Origin of the sequence: Nocardiopsis aegyptia (genome assembly GCF_013410755.1) — a bacterium.
Lineage (GTDB): Bacteria > Actinomycetota > Actinomycetes > Streptosporangiales > Streptosporangiaceae > Nocardiopsis > Nocardiopsis aegyptia.
The window spans coordinates 2,414,246-2,434,084 of sequence record NZ_JACCFS010000001.1 but is presented as its reverse complement, the minus strand read 5'-3'; the positions used below and the strand labels follow the sequence as shown (position 1 = coordinate 2,434,084).

General features: G+C 67.7%; 13 protein-coding genes and 3 rRNA genes. 9 read left to right on the top strand and 7 right to left on the bottom strand.

What is annotated here, in order from left to right; translation table 11 throughout:
- The first annotated feature begins 35 nt into the window (after nucleotides 1-35).
- On the top strand, nucleotides 36-932 hold the full coding sequence (gene rsmA / locus HNR10_RS10785) for a 16S rRNA (adenine(1518)-N(6)/adenine(1519)-N(6))-dimethyltransferase RsmA (RefSeq protein ID WP_179822861.1): 897 nt from the start codon (nucleotides 36-38) through the stop codon (nucleotides 930-932).
- A 24-nt stretch (nucleotides 933-956) separates the two neighbouring features.
- Here rsmA and HNR10_RS10780 read toward each other — a convergent pair whose 3' ends face one another.
- Both HNR10_RS10780 and HNR10_RS10775 read right to left on the bottom strand, forming a co-directional pair.
- Complete coding sequence (locus HNR10_RS10780; protein ID WP_179822859.1) at nucleotides 957-1,190, bottom strand: hypothetical protein; 234 nt, start codon at nucleotides 1,188-1,190, stop codon at nucleotides 957-959.
- On the bottom strand, nucleotides 1,177-2,643 hold the full coding sequence (locus tag HNR10_RS10775; protein ID WP_449410461.1) for a PspC domain-containing protein: 1,467 nt from the start codon (nucleotides 2,641-2,643) through the stop codon (nucleotides 1,177-1,179). Before HNR10_RS10775 ends, HNR10_RS10780 begins: the two co-directional genes overlap by 14 nt.
- Nucleotides 2,644-2,833: 190 nt before the next feature.
- Between HNR10_RS10775 and HNR10_RS10770 the strand changes: the two genes are divergently transcribed.
- Together HNR10_RS10770 and HNR10_RS10765 are read left to right on the top strand one after the other, a co-directional pair.
- Nucleotides 2,834-4,039: an ATP-binding protein gene (locus HNR10_RS10770; protein ID WP_179822856.1), complete on the top strand. Its 1,206-nt coding sequence runs from the start codon at nucleotides 2,834-2,836 to the stop codon at nucleotides 4,037-4,039.
- Between the two features lie 69 nt (nucleotides 4,040-4,108).
- Nucleotides 4,109-4,780, top strand: a complete 672-nt coding sequence (locus tag HNR10_RS10765; protein ID WP_179822854.1) for a response regulator — start codon at nucleotides 4,109-4,111, stop codon at nucleotides 4,778-4,780.
- Nucleotides 4,781-4,877: 97 nt separating this feature from the next.
- Here HNR10_RS10765 and HNR10_RS10760 read toward each other — a convergent pair whose 3' ends face one another.
- On the bottom strand, nucleotides 4,878-5,807 hold the full coding sequence (locus HNR10_RS10760; protein WP_179822852.1) for a nucleoside hydrolase: 930 nt from the start codon (nucleotides 5,805-5,807) through the stop codon (nucleotides 4,878-4,880).
- A 157-nt stretch (nucleotides 5,808-5,964) separates the two neighbouring features.
- On the opposite strand from HNR10_RS10760, the gene HNR10_RS10755 reads away from it, so the two are divergent.
- The 4 genes from HNR10_RS10755 (at nucleotide 5,965) to rrf (ending at nucleotide 14,268) form a co-directional block, all read left to right on the top strand.
- The gene (locus HNR10_RS10755; RefSeq protein WP_179822850.1) at nucleotides 5,965-8,361 is read left to right on the top strand and encodes a UvrD-helicase domain-containing protein; all 2,397 of its coding nucleotides are present in this window, start codon (nucleotides 5,965-5,967) and stop codon (nucleotides 8,359-8,361) included.
- Nucleotides 8,362-9,066: 705 nt separating this feature from the next.
- Nucleotides 9,067-10,598: ribosomal RNA gene (locus HNR10_RS10750) — 16S ribosomal RNA — on the top strand.
- A 348-nt stretch (nucleotides 10,599-10,946) separates the two neighbouring features.
- A 23S ribosomal RNA gene (locus HNR10_RS10745) occupies nucleotides 10,947-14,039 on the top strand.
- A 113-nt stretch (nucleotides 14,040-14,152) separates the two neighbouring features.
- Nucleotides 14,153-14,268 (top strand): 5S ribosomal RNA (gene rrf / locus HNR10_RS10740).
- The 16S, 23S and 5S rRNA genes sit together here, the layout of an rRNA operon.
- A 133-nt stretch (nucleotides 14,269-14,401) precedes the next feature.
- Here rrf and HNR10_RS10735 read toward each other — a convergent pair.
- From HNR10_RS10735 to HNR10_RS10720, 4 genes are all read right to left on the bottom strand, one after another.
- On the bottom strand, nucleotides 14,402-14,734 hold the full coding sequence (locus tag HNR10_RS10735) for a hypothetical protein (protein ID WP_246406169.1): 333 nt from the start codon (nucleotides 14,732-14,734) through the stop codon (nucleotides 14,402-14,404).
- A 197-nt stretch (nucleotides 14,735-14,931) separates the two neighbouring features.
- Nucleotides 14,932-15,522, bottom strand: coding sequence for a methylated-DNA--[protein]-cysteine S-methyltransferase (locus HNR10_RS10730; protein WP_179822848.1), 591 nt, complete (start codon nucleotides 15,520-15,522; stop codon nucleotides 14,932-14,934).
- A 61-nt stretch (nucleotides 15,523-15,583) separates the two neighbouring features.
- On the bottom strand, nucleotides 15,584-17,185 hold the full coding sequence (locus HNR10_RS10725; RefSeq protein ID WP_218898536.1) for a DNA-3-methyladenine glycosylase 2 family protein: 1,602 nt from the start codon (nucleotides 17,183-17,185) through the stop codon (nucleotides 15,584-15,586).
- A 112-nt stretch (nucleotides 17,186-17,297) separates the two neighbouring features.
- On the bottom strand, nucleotides 17,298-17,666 hold the full coding sequence (locus tag HNR10_RS10720) for a hypothetical protein (RefSeq protein WP_179822844.1): 369 nt from the start codon (nucleotides 17,664-17,666) through the stop codon (nucleotides 17,298-17,300).
- A gap of 146 nt (nucleotides 17,667-17,812) precedes the next feature.
- Here HNR10_RS10720 and HNR10_RS10715 point away from each other — a divergent pair, with 146 nt between their 5' ends.
- Entirely contained in the window at nucleotides 17,813-18,223 is a 411-nt protein-coding gene (locus HNR10_RS10715; RefSeq protein ID WP_053619376.1) for a cobalamin B12-binding domain-containing protein, read from the top strand.
- 432 nt (nucleotides 18,224-18,655) lie between these two features.
- The gene (sucC, locus tag HNR10_RS10710) at nucleotides 18,656-19,837 is read left to right on the top strand and encodes an ADP-forming succinate--CoA ligase subunit beta (RefSeq protein ID WP_179822842.1); all 1,182 of its coding nucleotides are present in this window, start codon (nucleotides 18,656-18,658) and stop codon (nucleotides 19,835-19,837) included.
- The last annotated feature ends 2 nt before the right edge of the window (nucleotides 19,838-19,839 follow it).

Genomic DNA, 19,839 nt, shown 5'->3' with positions numbered 1-19,839 from the left:
CCGTGCCAGGACCGGTCCCGCGGTGGTGGCAAGATGTGTGGGTGACACAGACACCCGCCGACGACCCCGCTGACCAGTCCCGCCTGCTCACTCCCGCCGACGTGCGCGAGCTGGCCGGACGCCTCGGAATCCGGCCCACCAAGACCCTGGGCCAGAACTTCGTGATCGACCACGGCACGGTCCGGCGGATCGTCAGGGTCGCGGGCGTCACCGACGACGACGTCGTGGTGGAGGTCGGTCCCGGACTCGGCTCGCTCACCCTGGCCCTGCTCCCGCACGTGCGCCACGTGACCGCGATCGAGATCGACCCGGCCCTGGCCGAGGCCCTGGCGGGCACCGTCGCCGAGCACGCCCCCGGGCTCACCGACCGGCTCACCGTCGTCCCCGGCGACGCGATGCGCATCGCCGAGGTCCCGGGCCCCGCGCCCACCGCGCTGGTCGCCAACCTGCCCTACAACGTGTCCGTGCCCGTGCTGCTGCACCTGCTCGAACTCCTGCCGTCGCTGCGGCGCGTGCTCGTCATGGTCCAGTCCGAGGTGGCCGACCGGATCACCGCCACCCCCGGGGGCCGGATCTACGGTGTCCCCTCCGCCAAGGTCGCCTGGTACGCGCACGCCCGCCGGGCGGGCGCGGTCGGCCGCAACGTGTTCTGGCCGGCGCCCAACGTCGACTCCGGGCTCGTCGAACTGGTCCGCCGCCCCGCACCCGACACCGAGGCCCCCCGCAAGGAGGTCTTCGCGGTGATCGACGCCGCCTTCGCCCAGCGCCGCAAGACGCTGCGCGCGGCCCTGGCCGGATGGGCGGGCTCGGCGCCCGCCGCGGAGACCGCGCTGCGGGCCGCCGGGGTCGACCCCTCCGCACGCGGGGAGTCCCTGGGCATCGACGAGTTCGCCGCCATCGCGAAACACCGGCCGGCGCGCCAGGCCCCCTGACCCGGCGCGCCGGAGGGCGTGCCCTCAGCTCGGGGCGGACCCGTGGCCGGGCACGTCCCCGTCGTGCTCCTTCGGCCCGCGCGAGCGGGTCAGCGCCCGCGCCACACCGGCGATCCCCAGGCCCACGGCGAGCACGGGCAGGACCCATACGACGTTGAAGTCCCAGTCGCCCGACCCCCGCACGGCGAACGCCACCGCCAGGCCGAGGAACAACACCGCGGCGACCAGCGAACCCCAGTCAGTCCTACGCCTCGCCATGCTGTACCTCCACAACTCCGACGCTCGTGTCGGCGTTGATCCTGATCGTCGGTGGACCGGCCTCGTCGCCGTCCCCGCTGTTCCCGCCGTCCTCGCTCTCCCCACCGTTCGGCACCGGCTCGACCACGGACTCGTCGTCGACGCGGGGGCCGATCACGTCGGTCTCCTGGGACTCCGGGTCGACGTCCACCGCCCCGAATCCGATCCGCGACGTCAACTCGACGCGGACGTCGTCGGGCACGACGATCTCCGTGACGCCCACGCCCACCCGCACGTCGACGTCGGCGGACTCCCCGCGCTCCAGGTCGGTCAGCCCGGTCAGGTCCAGGGTGGCGCCCCCGACGGTCAGCCGGTGGTCGCCCCCCTCCAGCTCGGCGACCGTGGTCGGTTCCCAAGTGGCGGCACCGACCCGGATCCGCGTCAGATCGGTCACCGACGCCGCGGCCAGCACCAGGGCGACCGTCAGCCCCAGGAACATCAGCCCGGAAGGGTTGCCGACCCACGTCCCGACCAGGGCGTAGAGTCCGACCACGGCCAGGGCGGCGGCGAGGAAGTACACCCCGCTCTCCGGTCCCAGCAGCAGCCTGGCCGTGTCCGCGCTCCACAGGGACGAGTCCCAGCCGTACACGCCGATCGGGACGACGACCGCCATGGCGACGAGCGTCCACAGGGCGAGCGAGCCCAGCGGAGCACCGCAGCGCTGCCGCCTGCTCCGGGACGTGCCCCCGTGGCCGTCCCCGTACCCGTCCGGGCCGTTCCCGTCCCCGTTGCCGCCCTCGTCCTCATGGCCGTTCGGCTCCGCGCCGCCGGGCCGCGACGTGCGCTCGGACACGACGGCCAGGTCCACCGGACCGGGCGGCGCGGTCGCCCACGGCTGCGCGGGGTTGTAGTAGGCCGCGGCGGGCTCAGGTGAGGGAGGCGTCGGCGGCGGCGCGTGCGTGCGCAGGTCGTCGCGCAGACCCGTGAACGATCCGCGCAGGTCGATGCCCCGGTTGCGCGCGGCCAGCACCCCCAGCACCAGCGGGACCGCCAGCAGCAGGGTTCCCCAGCTGAAACCGCCCAACAGGCTGAACGCCGTCATCACGGCCAGGCCCACCGCGAGCAGCTTCACGACCGCCCGGGACGGGATGCCGCGGTCGAGCATCTGCTCGATGGTCGCGGGACCGCCCTGGGAGTCGCGCATCAACATCCACGCCGCGACGTAGAGCAGCAGCCCCGCGCCGCCGGCGAACGCCGTCAGCACGAACCCGGTCCGCCACACGACCGGGTCGATGTTCGTGTACCGGCCCAGACCGCCGCACACGCCCGCGATCACACGGTCGTCGGACTTGCGGAGTTCCCGCGCGGGCGCCGCTCCCGGCTCCCCGCCCCCCGCTCCGGCGCCCGTGGCGCCGGGCGTCTCCGGCGGAGGGGGCCCCTCGCCCGCCCCGGCAGGCGACGGTGTGTCCGTCATCGTCATTCACCGCACTTTCCTCGACACCACCATGGTCACCCGAAAGCGCCGGTCACGGGAATCCGGGACGACCCTGACCGCACCCTGACCGGGACCAGGGCACGACCAGGGCCGCGCCCCCGATGCCCCTCGGGGGGACCAGGGGGCATGCTGGAGACACCAAGGAACGGAAGAGAGCGGTGATCAGCCGGTGGCAGCAACGGCCTCGGACACCCCGCGACTGACCCGCGCGGTGGACGGCAGACTCCTCTTCGGCGTCGCGTCGGGCCTGGCCAGGCACCTGGGCGTCGACCCCGTGGTCGTACGCCTCGCCTTCATGTGCCTGTCGATCGGCGGCATGGGCATCGCCGTCTACATCGCCCTGTACTTCTTCGTGCCCAACGAGCCGACGAAGGAGGACACGGCGACCCTGGACGACCCCACCGCGCGCAAGGGCCGCGACGTGTCGCAACTCGTCGCCTACACCGGGCTCGCCGCCGGACTGGGAACCCTGTTCCTGCTCTTCGGCGGCGTGTTCGACCCCCTGCTGTGGTTCGTGGTCTTCGGCGCCCTGGGCGCCGCGATCCTCTGGCAGCAGGCCAACCCCGCCCAGCGCGACGAGTGGATGTCCAGCACGGTCCACCGCGTCGGCGGCAAGGGCCTGATGCGCGCCGGCGCCGGCATCCTCCTCATCGTCGTGGGCGTCATCGGCTTCCTGGCCTTCCAACAGCAGCTCCAGGACGCCCGCGCCGGACTGACCTTCGCCTTCACCCTCATCGCGGGCGTGTCCCTGGTCGTCGCGCCGTGGATCATCGGCCTGATTCGCGACCGCGACCTGGAGCGCCGCGAACGCATCCGCAACGCCGAACGCGCAGAACTCGCCGCGCACATCCACGACTCCGTCCTGCACACCCTGACCCTGATCCAGCGCCGCGCCGACGACCCGCGCGAGGTGCAGCGCCTCGCCCGCGTCCAGGAGCGCGCCCTGCGCACCTGGCTCTACCGGCGGCCGGCCGACGCCGACACCACCGTCTCGCCCGCGCTCGAACGCGTGGCGGCCGAGGTCGAGGAGGAGCACGGCGTCCCCATCGAGGTCGTGTGCGTGGGCGACTGCCCCATGGACGACTCGCTGGGCGCGGTCCTGCGCGCGGCCCGTGAGGCGATGGTCAACGCCGCCAAGTACGCCGAGACGTCCTCGATCTCGGTGTTCGGCGAGGTCGAACCGGAGGAGGTGCTGGTGTTCGTCCGCGACCGCGGCGCCGGGTTCGACCTGGAGTCCGTCCCGGAGGACCGGATGGGGGTGCGCGGCTCCATCCTCGGCCGGATGGACCGCCACGGGGGTTCGGCGCGCATCCGTACCGCCCCCGGCGAGGGCACCGAGGTCCAGCTGCGCATGCCGCGCACCCCGGAATCCTGAGGCGTCCGGATCCGGACACCCGCCGGGCACGGGTGTGCGGCGGCCCGGGCCCTGGATAGAGTCACTGGTGTGGGAGACGAGAGCACGACCTTCAGCGACGGAGACGCGGTGCCCCGCGTCGTGATCGTGGACGACCACCGGCTGTTCCGCAGCGGGGTCCGCGGCGAACTCGGCGACGCGGTCGAGGTCGTCGGTGAGGCCGACGACGTCGACAGCGCGGTGCACGTCATCGGTGAGCAGCGGCCCGACCTGGTCCTGCTCGACGTCCACCTGCCGGGCGGCGGAGGCGTGGAGGTGCTGCGCCGCGTCCTGGCACAGCACCCGCAGATCCGGTTCCTGGCGCTCTCGGTCTCCGACGCCGCCGAGGACGTCATCGGCGTGGTGCGCGGCGGCGCGCGCGGCTACGTCACCAAGACCATCTCCGGTGCGGAGCTCGCGCGGGCGATCGTCCGGGTCGCCGACGGCGACGCGGTGTTCTCGCCCCGCCTGGCGGGGTTCGTGCTCGACGCCTTCTCCGCCACCGACGCCCCGCCGGTCGACCCCGAACTGGACCGCCTCACCCAGCGCGAGCGCGAGGTGCTGCGGCACATCGCCCGCGGCTACGCGTACAAGGAAGTGGCCAAGGAGCTGTTCATCTCCGTCAAGACGGTGGAGACGCACGTGTCCTCGGTACTGCGCAAGCTCCAGCTGTCCAACCGCCACGAGCTCAGCCGCTGGGCGACCGCCCGCCGCCTGGTCTGACGCCCCGGAGGGGTCCGACGCCCCGGACGGGTCCGGGGCGCCTACCCACGTCGCAGGGCGGCCGCGGACGCGCGTCCCAGCGGCGCGGACCCGCGCCCTAGCGCAGGGCGTCGAGCATCCGGCCCAGGAACTCCTCCTCCGCCACACCGGTGATGACCCGGGCGGGACGGCGCTCGTCGCGCGCAGGGCGCGGACGCAGGTCGGCGACGGTCATGCCGCGGGTCAGGCCCCCGGACAGCTCCACGCGCAGCGGCGTCTCGTAGGCACCGGTCACCAGGTGCGGGTCGACGAGGACGGCGGCGGCCAGCGGGTCGTGCATCGCGCACTGGCGGACGCCGAAGAGCCCCGCGTAGAAGTCCGAGTAGAAGTCGAGGAAGGCCGAGGTGCGCTCGGCGCGCTCGCCCGGCACCTCCTTGAGCGCCGCCAGCCACTCCGGCGTGGCCACGGTCTCCATGGTGATGTCCAGCGCCACCAGGTCCAGGTCGAACCCGGCCGCGAACACGGCCTCCGCGGCCTCGGGGTCGTTGTTGATGTTGGCCTCGGCGTGCGAGGACACGTTGCCCGGCGCCCTGACGGCGCCGCCCATCACGACGAGGCGGCGCACCAGGCGCGGCAGCTCCGGCTCCAGGCCGATCGCGATCGCCAGGTTGGTCAGCGGGCCCACCGCGAGCACGTCGATCTCGCCGGGGGCGGCGCGCACCAGGTTCACCAGCAGCTCGGCGGCCGACTCCCGCACGGGCTTGCCCGAGGGCGCGGGCAGCTCGACGTCGCCCAGCCCGTTGCCGCCGTGGACGTGCTCGGCCAGGCGGGGCTCCTGCACCAGCGGCCGGCCGGCGCCGACGGCGACCGGGACACCCGGGCGCCCGTACAGGTCGAGCAGCCGCAGGGCGTTGTCCGCGGTGACGTCGACGCTGTTGTTGCCGAACACCGCACCGACACCGACGATCTCCACCTCGTCGCGCGCGGCGAGGTAGGCCAGGGCGACGGCGTCGTCGATCCCCGGATCACAGTCAACGAACACGCGCATGGACAAGGAGGCTCCCCCGAGAGACGGCAACGGCCCCGGACCGGGGCCTCGACAACCACCAGGGTAGGCGCCCGTCCCGCCCTCTCGTGACCGCTCGCACGGACCCCGTACCGCTGCGGCGTCGGCGCCCGTCCGAGGTCGGCCGTAACCTGTAACGGTGTCCTCCCAAGAGCAGCTTCTCGAAGGTCTGAACGGTCCCCAGCGCGACGCCGTCACCCACAGCGGCGCACCGCTCCTGATCGTGGCGGGTGCCGGGTCGGGCAAGACCCGTGTCCTCACCCACCGCATCGCCCACCTCATGGCCGAACGCGGTGTGCGCCCCGGCGAGATCCTCGCCATCACCTTCACCAACAAGGCCGCGGCCGAGATGAAGGAACGCATCGAGGCCCTGCTCGGGACCCGCGCCGCGAACACCATGTGGACGATGACCTTCCACTCCGCGTGTGTGCGCGTGCTGCGCCGGGAGGGCCACCGGCTCGGCTATCCGAGCAGTTTCACCATCTACGACTCCGCGGACTCCGCGCGGCTGATGCAGCTGGTGTGCAAGGAGATGGACCTGGACCCGAAGCGGTTCCCGCCCAAGGCGTTCTCCGCGCAGGTGTCCAACCTCAAGAACGAGCTGGTCGACTACGACACGTTCGCCGGGCAGGCCCAGACCGAGCAGGAGAAGAAGCTCGCCGAGGCCTACCAGCTCTATCAGCGCCGCCTGCACGAGGCGGGCGCGATGGACTTCGACGACCTCATCATGCTCACCGTCAACCTGTTCCAGATGTTCCCGGACGTCGTCGAGCACTACCGGCGGCGGTTCCGGCACGTCATGGTCGACGAGTACCAGGACACCAACCACGCCCAGTACGCGTTCGTCCGCGAGCTGGTGGGCGCGGCCGAGGACTCCGACACCAGCGTCGTGCCGCCGGCCGAGCTGTGCGTGGTGGGCGACGCCGACCAGTCCATCTACGCGTTCCGCGGTGCCACCATCCGCAACATCCTGGAGTTCGAGCGCGACTTCCCCAAGGCGCGCACGATCCTGCTGGAGCAGAACTACCGCTCCACCCAGAACATCCTGTCCGCGGCCAACGCCGTGATCGACCGCAACGAGGGACGGCCGGCCAAGAGCCTGTGGTCGGAGCAGGGCGAGGGCCCCGCGATCACCGGGTACGTCGCCGACAACGAGCACGACGAGGCCGCGTTCGTGGTGGGGGAGATCGACCGCCTCACCGACAACGGGACCGTCCGCCCCGGCGAGGTGGCGGTGTTCTACCGGACCAACGCGCAGTCCCGTGTGTTCGAGGACGTGTTCATCCGGACGGGGCTTCCGTACAAGATCGTCGGGGGCGTGCGCTTCTACGAGCGCAAGGAGATCCGTGACATCCTCGCCTACCTGCGCGTGCTCGCCAACCCCGAGGACACGGTCAGCCTGCGCCGGATCCTCAACGTGCCCAAGCGCGGTATCGGCGCGCGGGCGGAGGAGGCCGTGGAGCTCTTCGCGGCCCGGGAGCGGATCACGTTCTCCCAGGCGCTGCGCCGGGTCGACGAGGCGCCCGGCATCGCGACCCGCTCGGCGAAGGCGATCCAGTCCTTCGTCGCCCTGCTGGAGGAACTGGGGGAGGCGGTGCCGACCGGCACGCCGGCCGAGATCGTCGAGGCGGTGCTGAGCAAGACGGGTTACCTCTCCGAGCTCGCCGAGTCCAAGGACCTCCAGGACGAGAGCCGGGTGGAGAACCTGGAGGAGTTCGTGGACGTGGCCCGGGAGTTCGAGCACACCTTCGCGACCCTGCTGGAGGAGGAGCCCTCCGATGAGGAGGACGGCGAGGACGGCGAGGACGGCGGGACTCCGGGCGAGTCCGGTGCGGCCGGTGCGGCCGGATCGGCGCTCGATCCGGGTGCTCCGACGCTCGTCGACTTCCTGGAGCGCATCGCCCTGGTCGCCGACACCGACCAGATCCCCGACGCGGACGACGAGGGCGGAGTGGTCACGCTGATGACCCTGCACGCGGCCAAGGGGCTGGAGTTCCCGGCGGTGTTCCTGACCGGCCTGGAGGACGGGGTGTTCCCGCACACCCGGACGCTCGGGGACAAGACGGAGCTGGAGGAGGAGCGGCGGCTGGCCTACGTCGGCATCACGCGCGCCCAGAAACTGCTCTACCTGAGCCGGGCCGCGGTGCGCAGCGCATGGGGCACGCCGTCCTACAACCCGGCGTCGCGTTTCCTCGACGAGATCCCGTCCCCGCTGGTGGACTGGCGCCGGGCGGAGTCGACGCTGGCGCCGCCGCCCAGCCGGGGCCTGTCCGGCGGATGGGGCGGCGGGGGATCGGCCGCCGGCTTCGGTGGGACCTTCGGCGGCGGATCGCGTTCGCGCGCGGGCACGGCCAGGCCGACCAAGGAGGCCCCGACGCTGAGCGTGGGCGACCTGGTCAACCACGACTCCTTCGGGATGGGCCGGGTGCAGCTGGTCGAGGGGGCCGGCGACAAGACCAAGGCCCGGATCGACTTCGGCGCCGACATCGGGGAGAAGGACTTCCTGGTGAAGTACGCGCCGATCGAGAAGCTCTGACCGGGCGCCACCGTGGCCGTCCGGCCCGTTACGCGGGTGTTCGTCCGGTGTTGCGGCGGGAGTGTTGGCCACGACACCCGGGAGTTTCCCGAAACACGTCCGAGGCACTCCCCTGCGGGGGTAGAGTTGGTCAAGACCGAGCGAGGCGAACGCGGCTCCACAGGAACGGCGGGCGTGCCGGTCACTCTCTGAACTTCCAGACCACACTCCGCTGTTCGACGTGCTCCGCACGATCCGACGGTGGAACGAGGTCGGGATCCGAGCTTCCGTTCCGAGCACTGATTCGGTTCCGGTAAGCTCGGGGAGTTGCTTCGAACGCCGGGCGAATTCGCCAGGTCGGAGAAGCGGAACGGGCTTTACCCCGATCAATTGCTCCGAAACCGCCGATTTGGCGGGGCACGGAACACCTGATAAAGTAAAGACACAACACAGCGAAGAAGCCGCTCACGCGGTGGAAACGCAGACCAGCCTTCCACGGAAGAGCGGCCGGATTGGAAAGATCCGGGGCTTGTACGGGATGAGCGGTTGTTTCTTGAGAACTCAACAGCGCGTGTTTGATTTTCTTTAAGCCATGTTTGTTTTGGCCCCGTCACACTTCGGTGTGAAGGGTTCCTTTGATTGGCCATCGGAAGATGGTCGGTCAGGATTACTTCTAGGTTTACCCGCCCAGGCCCCCTAGGGTGGCCGGGTCAGGGTTGTATGACCTTTATGGAGAGTTTGATCCTGGCTCAGGACGAACGCTGGCGGCGTGCTTAACACATGCAAGTCGAGCGGTAAGGCCCTTCGGGGTACACGAGCGGCGAACGGGTGAGTAACACGTGAGCAACCTGCCCCTGACTCCGGGATAAGCGGTGGAAACGCCGTCTAATACCGGATACGACCTGTCACCTCATGGTGGCGGGTGGAAAGTTTTTCGGTCGGGGATGGGCTCGCGGCCTATCAGCTAGTTGGTGGGGTAAAGGCCTACCAAGGCGATTACGGGTAGCCGGCCTGAGAGGGCGACCGGCCACACTGGGACTGAGACACGGCCCAGACTCCTGCGGGAGGCAGCAGTGGGGAATATTGCGCAATGGGCGAAAGCCTGACGCAGCGACGCCGCGTGGGGGATGACGGCCTTCGGGTTGTAAACCTCTTTTACCACCAACGCAGGCTCCCAGTTCTCTGGGGGTTGACGGTAGGTGGGGAATAAGGACCGGCTAACTACGTGCCAGCAGCCGCGGTAATACGTAGGGTCCGAGCGTTGTCCGGAATTATTGGGCGTAAAGAGCTCGTAGGCGGCGTGTCGCGTCTGCTGTGAAAGACCGGGGCTTAACTCCGGTTCTGCAGTGGATACGGGCATGCTAGAGGTAGGTAGGGGAGACTGGAATTCCTGGTGTAGCGGTGAAATGCGCAGATATCAGGAGGAACACCGGTGGCGAAGGCGGGTCTCTGGGCCTTACCTGACGCTGAGGAGCGAAAGCATGGGGAGCGAACAGGATTAGATACCCTGGTAGTCCATGCCGTAAACGTTGGGCGCTAGGTGTGGGGACTTTCCACGGTTTCCGCGCCGTAGCTAACGCATTAAGCGCCCCGCCTGGGGAGTACGGCCGCAAGGCTAAAACTCAAAGGAATTGACGGGGGCCCGCACAAGCGGCGGAGCATGTTGCTTAATTCGACGCAACGCGAAGAACCTTACCAAGGTTTGACATCACCCGTGGACCTGCAGAGATGTGGGGTCATTTAGTTGGTGGGTGACAGGTGGTGCATGGCTGTCGTCAGCTCGTGTCGTGAGATGTTGGGTTAAGTCCCGCAACGAGCGCAACCCTTATTCCATGTTGCCAGCACGTAATGGTGGGGACTCATGGGAGACTGCCGGGGTCAACTCGGAGGAAGGTGGGGACGACGTCAAGTCATCATGCCCCTTATGTCTTGGGCTGCAAACATGCTACAATGGCCGGTACAATGGGCGTGCGATACCGTAAGGTGGAGCGAATCCCTAAAAGCCGGTCTCAGTTCGGATTGGGGTCTGCAACTCGACCCCATGAAGGTGGAGTCGCTAGTAATCGCGGATCAGCAACGCCGCGGTGAATACGTTCCCGGGCCTTGTACACACCGCCCGTCACGTCATGAAAGTCGGCAACACCCGAAACTTGTGGCCTAACCCTTCGGGGAGGGAATGAGTGAAGGTGGGGCTGGCGATTGGGACGAAGTCGTAACAAGGTAGCCGTACCGGAAGGTGCGGCTGGATCACCTCCTTTCTAAGGAGTCTTTACAAGATCAACTCTTTCCTATGGTTGGTCGGACTCGAAAGTGGACCCGGCCGGTACCCAGTGGGTACTGGTAACGGGAATGGTTTGAAGAAAACGAACTTTACTCCTGGTGACTAGAAGCACCAGGGGGCGCGCTGTTGGGTGTCTGAGGAAGCAACCTCTGGCTGCTGGCTCTCTCTTGCAGGGGGTTGGTGGCCGGTGTTGTTTCCCGCGGACCGCCTCTGAGAACTCTCAGATGTCTCCAGGACGAGGATCCTGGTGGTGTGAGTGGTGTCGGGGTGTGCGGTTGGTGTTTTGATTTGTGAATAGTGTGCGCGAGCATCTTATTATCTGTAGTGGCCAAGTGATAGTGGCACACGGTGGATGCCTTGGCATCAGGCGCCGATGAAGGACGTGGGAGGCCGCGATAGGCCACGGGGAGCTGTCAACCGAGCTTTGATCCGTGGGTGTCCGAATGGGGAAACCTAGCCCGAGTTGTGTCGGGTTGCCGCCACCTGAATGTATAGGGTGGTTGGTGGTGACGCGGGGAAGTGAAACATCTCAGTACCCGTAGGAAGAGTAAACAACAGTGATTCCCCTAGTAGTGGTGAGCGAACGGGGAAGAGGCTAAACCGTATGCGTGTGATAGACGGCAGTCGTTGCGTGTGCGGGGTTGTGGGGCGCATCTGTTCGGGTCTGTCGGCCCGGAGCGCTGATGCTGGTGATAGTTGAATCCGTTGGGAAGCGGAACCGTAGTGGGTGAGAGTCCCGTAGACGAAGTTGCCGGCTAGGTGTTGGTGTGTTCCCGAGTAGCGCGGAGCCCGTGAAATTCCGTGTGAATCTGGCAGGACCACCTGCTAAGCCAAAATACGTCCTGATGACCGATAGTGCACTAGTACCGTGAGGGAAAGGTGAAAAGTGCCCCGGTGAGGGGTCGTGAAATAGTACCTGAAACCGTGTGCTGTCAAGCCGTCAGAGCTGAAGCTTGTCTTTGGTGATGGCGTGCCTTTTGAAGAATGAGCCTGCGAGTCATGGTGTGTGGCGAGGTTAACCCGTGTGGGGTAGCCGTAGGGAAACCGAGTCTGAATAGGGCGATTGAGTCGCATGCTGTGGACCCGAAGCGGAGTGATCTACCCATGTCCAGGGTGAAGCGGGGGTAAGACCTCGTGGAGGCCCGAACCCACCAGGGTTGAAAACCTGGGGGATGAGGTGTGGGTAGGGGTGAAAGGCCAATCAAACTCCGTGATAGCTGGTTCTCCCCGAAATGCATTTAGGTGCAGCGTCACGTGTTTCTTGCTGGAGGTAGAGCTACTGTTTGGCTGATGGGCCCGACAAGGTTACTGACGTCAGACAAACTCCGAATGCCGGTTAAGTGAAGCGTGGCAGTGAGACTGCGGGGGATAAGCTTCGTAGTCGAGAGGGAAACAGCCCAGATCATCAGCTAAGGCCCCTAAGCGTGTGCTAAGTGGGAAAGGTTGTGGAGTTGCTGAGACAACCAGGAGGTTGGCTTAGAAGCAGCCATCCTTTAAAGAGTGCGTAATAGCTCACTGGTCAAGTGGTTCTGCGCCGATAATGTAGCGGGGCTTAAGTACACCGCCGAAGCTGTGAAGCCCAGGACTTGTTTCTGGGTTGGTAGGGGAGCGTCGTGCATCCGGGGAAGCTGCCGAGTGATCGTGTGGTGGAGGGTGTGCGAGTGAGAATGCAGGCATGAGTAGCGAAAGCAACGTGAGAAACGTTGCCGCCGATTGACTAAGGGTTCCTGGGGCAGGTTAATCCGCCCAGGGTGAGTCTGGACCTAAGGCGAGGCCGACAGGCGTAGTCGATGGATAACGGGTTGATATTCCCGTACCCGTGCACGAGCGTCCAGTATCGAGGCGACGGATGCTAACCACGCCGGCTCTTGGTGGTCCCTTCGGGGACGGCCTCTGAGCTGGTCTGGGAACCGATGTTGTAGTAGGTAAGTGATGGGGTGACGCAGGAGGGTAGCTCTACCCGGCGGTGGTTGTCCGGGGGTAAGCGTGTAGGCCGGTGTGTTGGCAAATCCGCACACCATGTGGTTGAGACGTGATGCCGAGCCGTTTTTGGTGAAGTGAGTGATCCCATGCTGTCGAGAAAAGCCTCTAGCGAGTTCGTGTGTGGCCAGTACCCTAAACCGACGCAGGTGGTCAGGTAGAGAATACCGAGGCGTTCGGGTGAACCATGGTTAAGGAACTCGGCAAATTGTCCCCGTAACTTTGGGAGAAGGGGAGCCCTGTCTGGTGATGGACCTTTGCGTCTTGAGCTGGGTGGGGTCGCAGATAGCGGGGGGAAGCGACTGTTTATTAAAAACACAGGTCCGTGCGAAGTCGTAAGACGCTGTATACGGACTGACGCCTGCCCGGTGCTGGAACGTTAAGAGGACTGGTTAGTGGGTTTCGGCCTGCGAAGCTGGGAATCTAAGCGCCAGTAAACGGCGGTGGTAACTATAACCATCCTAAGGTAGCGAAATTCCTTGTCGGGTAAGTTCCGACCTGCACGAATGGCGTAACGACTTCCCCACTGTCTCAACCATGGGCCCGGTGAAATTGCACTACGAGTAAAGATGCTCGTTTCGCGCAGCAGGACGGAAAGACCCCGGGACCTTCACTATAGCTTGACATTGGTGTTTGGGATGGTTTGTGTAGGATAGGTGGGAGCCTGTGAGACTGTCACGCTAGTGGCGGTGGAGGCGTTGGTGAAATACCACTCTGACTGTTTCGGGCATCTAACTTTGGACCGTGATCCGGTTCGGGGACAGTGTCTGGTGGGTAGTTTAACTGGGGCGGTTGCCTCCCAAAGAGTAACGGAGGCGCCCAAAGGTTCCCTCAGCCTGGTTGGTAATCAGGTGTTGAGTGTAAGTGCACAAGGGAGCTTGACTGTGAGACGGACGTGTCGAGCAGGAGCGAAAGCTGGGACTAGTGATCCGGCACCGGCGTGTGGAAGCGGTGTCGCTCAACGGCTAAAAGGTACCCCGGGGATAACAGGCTGATCTTCCCCAAGAGTCCATATCGACGGGATGGTTTGGCACCTCGATGTCGGCTCGTCGCATCCTGGGGCTGGAGTTGGTCCCAAGGGTTGGGCTGTTCGCCCATTAAAGCGGCACGCGAGCTGGGTTTAGAACGTCGTGAGACAGTTCGGTCCCTATCCGCTGTGCGCGTTGGAGACTTGAGAAGGGCTGTCCCTAGTACGAGAGGACCGGGACGGACGAACCTCTGGTGTGCCAGTTGTCCTGCCAAGGGCATGGCTGGTTTGCTACGTTCGGGAGGGATAACCGCTGAAAGCATCTAAGCGGGAAGCTTGCTTCGAGATGAGGTCTCCTGCCTCCTTTGAGAGGGTAAGGCTCCCTGTAGACGACGGGGTTGATAGGCCGGGTGTGGAAGCCCTGTGAGGGGTGGAGCTGACCGGTACTAATAGGCCGAGGGCTTGTCCGCTGCAGATAATTGGTTGCTCGCGCATTTTTCACTGTTCACATGGTTTTCCTGTCGTGGACTGTGCTCCCTGCTGTTGTGGTGGGTTGAGTGTGGTGTGTGGTGGGTGTTGGTTTCCGTGGTGGTTATGGTGGGAGGGTCACACCCGGTCTCATTCCGAACCCGGTCGTTAAGTCTCCTTGCGCTGATGGTACTGCCCTGTGGTGGGGTGGGAGAGTAGGTTGCTGCCACGGTTTTTCGTTGAAGGGGGAGAGGGCTTTTTGGTCTTCTCCCCCTTTTTTTTGTGCCCGGGTTTGTGCGTTTGTAAATTCTGGGAACGATAAGAGGCCCCGGCGCACTCCCGGGGCCTTCCCAGTCGTCGTGGTATCAGTCGAACAGCTCTGCGGTCGAGGCGGCCGTGGTGGCACGGTCGAACCACCTGTCGAGTTGGGCGAGGTCGTCGCAAGCATTGATCTGTGAGCGTTCGTCTTCGCTCACAGAGATGCCTCGCCACTCCAGCAGGCGCAGTAGCGCATCGTGCTTGGCCAGGAGCTGGCCTTCCTCGCGGCCTTCCTCGCGGCCTTCTGCTCGGCCTTGGCCGACGTACTTGCGGGCGAAGTCGCTCTGCCACTCGTAGGTGCCGGTTGCCATGAGTTCCTCCCACATAAGCCGAGCCGACTCGCTGAACCGCACCTTGAGTTCATGATCGAAGCCGGGCATGGTTGAACGCTACAGAGAGTCAACGTTCCCCTGCGGGAGAATGAGCGAAACGGCTCGTAGGCGACTCAGACCCAGGGGTCGAGAGCGTGCTTGCCCCGGGTGCGTCTCGCCTCGAAGCTGGCCTCGCCGCTTCCGAACCTTCGGGGGCATGGCCTTCCCCGCTCCCGGGCCGGGCGGCCCGGGCCGGGAGCGAGGGCTCAGCGGTGCGCGGCGGCGGTCCTGGCCTCCAGGGCGAGGAAGAACTTCTTGCGCTCCAGCCCGCCCGCGTAGCCCGTCAGCGTGCCGTCCGCGCCGATCACGCGGTGGCAGGGCACGATGATGCTGATCGGGTTGCGGCCATTGGCCATGCCCACCGCGCGCGAGGCCGTCGGCCGGCCCAGTTCCTCCGCGAGCTGCCCGTAGCTGGACGTCTCCCCGTACGGGATCGTCGTCAGCCCGGCCCACACCCGCAGCTGCCACGGGGTGCCCGCCGGGGCCAGCGGCAGGTCGAACGTGGTCAGCTCACCCGCGAAGTAGGCGTTCAGCTGACGGACCGCCTCCCGGAAGGGGGCGGGGTCCGACACCCAGTCCTCGGGGACGGGTCTGGGCGCGCCGTCCTTGGCCGGAGTGCTCACGCCGCCGAGGGCCTCACCGTCGCCGAAGAGGGTCAGCTCGCCGACGGGGGAGTCCATGACGGTGTAGCGCGTAGGGCCCGGGAGCGGGGTGCGGAACTCCTCCACCCCGACCCTCCTGGGAGCCGGGCGCTCGATCGCCATGTCCAGTGGGAGTACGTCCTGCTCGATGCTCATGCCGGTCCCCTTCGTCCGTTCCGAGTCTTTCGTGTTTCGCGGCATGGTCGCCACCCCGGTGTCATGTGCCGCTGCGCGCGTGGTCGGCCGCGGTGCGGTCGGTCGGGACCGCCCCACCGCGCTCCTCCTGGGCGTCGGCCAGGGAGGCCCACAGCAGGTGGTTGGCGTACGAGCGCCACGGGCTCCAGGCGAGGGCGTCCCGGGCCGCGGCCCCCGGCGTGGCCGGGCGGCCCCGGGCCTCCAACGCGAGCCGGACGCCCAGGTCCCCGTGCAGGAACACGTCAGGGTCGCCGAGGCCCCGCATCCGGATGTAGCCCGCCGTCCAGGGGCCGATGCCCCGGAGCCCGAGGAGCGTCCGTTCGGTCTCCTCCCGGTCGCAGCCCGGGCCCAGGTCCACCTTCCCGACGGCGACCGCCTCCGCGAGGCCGATCAGGGCCCGCCCGCGGGCGACCGGGATCGACAGGTCGGCGGGGTCCGCCTCAGCCAGTGTCTCCGCGGAGGGGAACAGGTGCGTCAGCCCGCCGCCGGACGCCTCCAGGCACGGGGGCAGCGGCCGGCCGAAGCGCTGGACGAGGCGGCCCGCGAGCGTACGGGCGGCGCGCACGGACACCTGCTGGCCGAGCACCGCGCGCACGGCCAGCTCCGCCGGGTCGACGTGCCCCGGGGAACGCATGCCCGGTCGGGCCCGGACCATGGGACCCAGGAGCGGGTCCGCGCCCAGCACCTCCCGCACGGCCCGGGGATCGGCGTCGAGGTCGAGGAGTTGGCGGCAGCGGCGAACGGCGCTGGACAGGTCGCGGGGCTCGGTGAGGCGGAGGCGGCACAGGACGTGTCCCTCGCCCTCCGACAGTTCCACCAGCCCCGGGCCGTGCGGGAGCGGCAGTGTCCGCCGGTACACCCACTGGGAGGGGCGGCCGTCCCGCGCCCGTGGTGCGGCCGCACCGTCGCCGGTGCCTCCGCTCCCGTCCCTGGCTCCGACCTCGACGAACTCCTCGACACCGGGGACGGCCCGCGCGCCCAGGAAGGCCAGCATCGAGCCGAGTTCGATGGGCGCCCGGTAGGGCAGGCGCAGCGTGATCGCGCCGGTCGGCGCCACGAACCTGGCGCGCCGGCCGGCCTCGCGCATCTGCGTGGGCGAGCGGTCGAACACCGCGCGCATGGTCTCGTTGAACTGGCGCACACTGGCGAAGCCGGCCGCGAAGGCCACGTCCGTCATCGGCATGTCCGTGGTCTCCACCAGGATCCTGGCCGTCTGGGCGCGCTCGGTGCGGGCCAGGGCCAGCGGGCCGGCGCCGACCTCGGCCGCGAGCAGCCGGTTGAGCTGGCGCTCGCTGTAGCCGACGGCAGAGGCCAGGCCGCTGACGCCGCCCCGGTCGACCGCGCCGTCCTGGATGAGCCGCATCGCCCGGCCGACGACGTCGGCCCGCATGTTCCACTGCGGTGAGCCGGGGGTGAGGTCGGGGCGGCAGCGCTTGCAGGCGCGGAAGCCCGCCTCCTGCGCCGCGGCGGCGGACGGGTAGAACCGCGTGTTCTCCCGCTTGGGGGTGACCGCGGGGCAACTCGGGCGGCAGTAGATGCCCGTGGTCCGAACAGCGGTGTAGAACACTCCGTCGAAGCGGGCGTCACGGCTGTGTACGGCGCGGTAGCGCTGGTCGTCGTCCATCACGGGACCCATGCTTCCCGACACCGACCACCGGTGCTGGCGGTTTTCGGACACGGTGTCCGAGGGGTCGCGGGGGCGGTCCGGCGGCGGTCGGGCGGTGGCCGGGAGGGCGTCAGCCGTCCGACCGGTCCGTGTCCCCGGGGTCCGCGTTCCCGTTCCCGTTCCCATCGCCGTTCCGCCCGCCGGTGCCTCCGCCCGCGTCGGCGCCGTGCTCGCGCAGGTAGTCGATGTAGACGGGGCGCAGCGCCTCGTGCACCTTCGGGTCGGACTCCGCGGACAGGGCCTCGTAGAGGAAGCCGGAGGCCTGGGCGATGCTCGCCCTGCTGCCCTCCTCGTTCCCCGCCGCCGCCTCGGCGGCCGGGATCATCCGCAGCAGCTGCCAGAAGAACCGCACGTCCCAGCGCTTGCGTGCCAGTTCGGTGGCGCGTTCTCGCAGGTCCTCTGTACTGGTCTGGTCGAAATCGGTGCTGTTTTCCCCCATGGTCGGAAGATACCCGCACCCGTGCCCGCCATCCCGCAGTGACCTGCGTTACGCTGCTGACGAGTTCATCATCTCCGCCCCGTCCGACCGGCGGCGCTCTCACAAGGAGCACGGGAGGCCGGGGAAACGCACTGAGGGGTTTCGCCATGTCAAAGGGTGCCGCACGGGTCGTCGTCGCCAAACCGGGCCTGGACGGGCATGACCGCGGGGTCAAGATCGTGGCCCGCGTGCTGCGGGACGCGGGTGTGGAGGTCATCTACACCGGACTGCGGCAGACCCCGGAGATGATCGTGGCCGCCGCCCTGCAGGAGGACGCCGACGCGATCGGGCTGTCGGTACTGTCCGGGGCGCACATGACCATGTTCGGCCGGGTCATGGAGCTGCTGAAGGAGAACGACGCCACGGACATCCGGGTGTTCGGCGGGGGGATCATCCCCGACGCCGACATCGAGGAGCTGGAGCGCATGGGTGTCGCGCGCGTCTTCACGCCGGGCGCGCCGACCTCGGAGATCGCCGACTGGGTGCGCGAGAACATCCGTCCCGCCCACGCCGCCTGAGGCCGCCCCGGCGGTCGTCCGGTTCACCGCGCCGCCGTCACCGTGGAGAGGTCGGCCGGGGCCCGGTCCGCCGGTGATGTTCGTCGCACCCGCCCGGAGCCCCACAGTGGGGCGAATCGGGCGTTTGCCCTGTTATGGATCGTGTCTCTGGTCACACGAATTCCCATCCGGGAGTGCCCGGCATGCCGCGTGAGCGGCTTTCGGGGCGTCATCGGCCGGGGCAACACGCCCCCGGTGTCCGGCGGCCGGATCGCGGGCGACTAAGCTTTGCGCATGTCGCGGGTGGCAAGGCCGCGGCGATCTCGATCTCTGTAGACGGCTCGGCCCGGTGGGCCGCGCGTTGTGTGACACCTACTCAGAACGTCACCGCCGATCCGGACGAGGCCACCCCGGTAGACATCCTGAGCCAGCGAGTTACAAGGACGGACCCTCGTGGACCTGTTCGAATACCAGGCGAAGCAACTCTTCGCAGAGTACGGGGTTCCCGTACCCCAGGGAAAGGTGGCGAGCACGGCCGCTGAGGCACGTGCCATCGCTGATGAGTTCGCCGCCGCCGGAAAGCCCCGAGTCGTCGTCAAGGCGCAGGTCAAGACGGGCGGTCGCGGTAAGGCCGGCGGTGTGAAGGTGGCCGACGGCCCCGAGGACGCTCAGGCCAAGGCCGAGCAGATCCTCGGTATGGACATCAAGGGCCACACGGTCCACCGTGTCCTGGTCGAGGAGGCCTCCGACATCGCGGAGGAGTACTACTTCTCCTTCCTGCTGGACCGGGCCAACCGCACCTTCCTGTCGATCTGCTCCGCCGAGGGCGGTGTCGAGATCGAGGAGGTCGCGGTCACCAACCCCGACGCGGTCGCCAAGGTCGCCGTCGACCCGCTGACCGGCGCCCCCAAGGACGTCGCCGCGGAGATCGTCAAGGCCGGCAAGCTGCCGCAGGCCGCCGCCGAGGGCGCGGCCGAGCTCATCACGAAGCTGTGGGACGCCTTCGTCGGCAAGGACGCCACGCTCGTCGAGGTCAACCCCCTCATCCTCACCAAGGACGGCCGCGTCGTCGCGCTCGACGGCAAGGTCACGCTGGACGAGAACGCCGAGTTCCGCCAGGACCTGGAAAGCCTCACCTTCGCGGAGGAGGGCGACCCGCTGGAGGTTCAGGCCAAGGCCAAGGGTCTGAACTACGTGAAGCTCGACGGTGAGGTCGGGATCATCGGCAACGGCGCGGGTCTGGTCATGTCCACGCTGGACGTGGTCGCCTACGCCGGTGAGGAGCACGGCGGGGTCAAGCCCGCCAACTTCCTGGACATCGGCGGTGGCGCCTCGGCCGAGGTCATGGCCAATGGCCTGGACATCATCCTGGGCGACCCGGCGGTCAAGAGCGTGTTCGTGAACGTGTTCGGCGGCATCACGGCCTGTGACGCGGTCGCGAACGGGATCGTGCAGGCGCTGGAGCTGCTGGAGTCGCGCGGCGACGACGTCTCCAAGCCGCTGGTGGTGCGTCTGGACGGCAACAACGCCGAGCTGGGCCGCCGGATCCTGACCGAGCGCGCGCACCCCGCGGTGCGCCAGGTCGACACGATGGACGGCGCCGCCGCACAGGCCGCCGAGCTCGCGGCGAAGTAGGG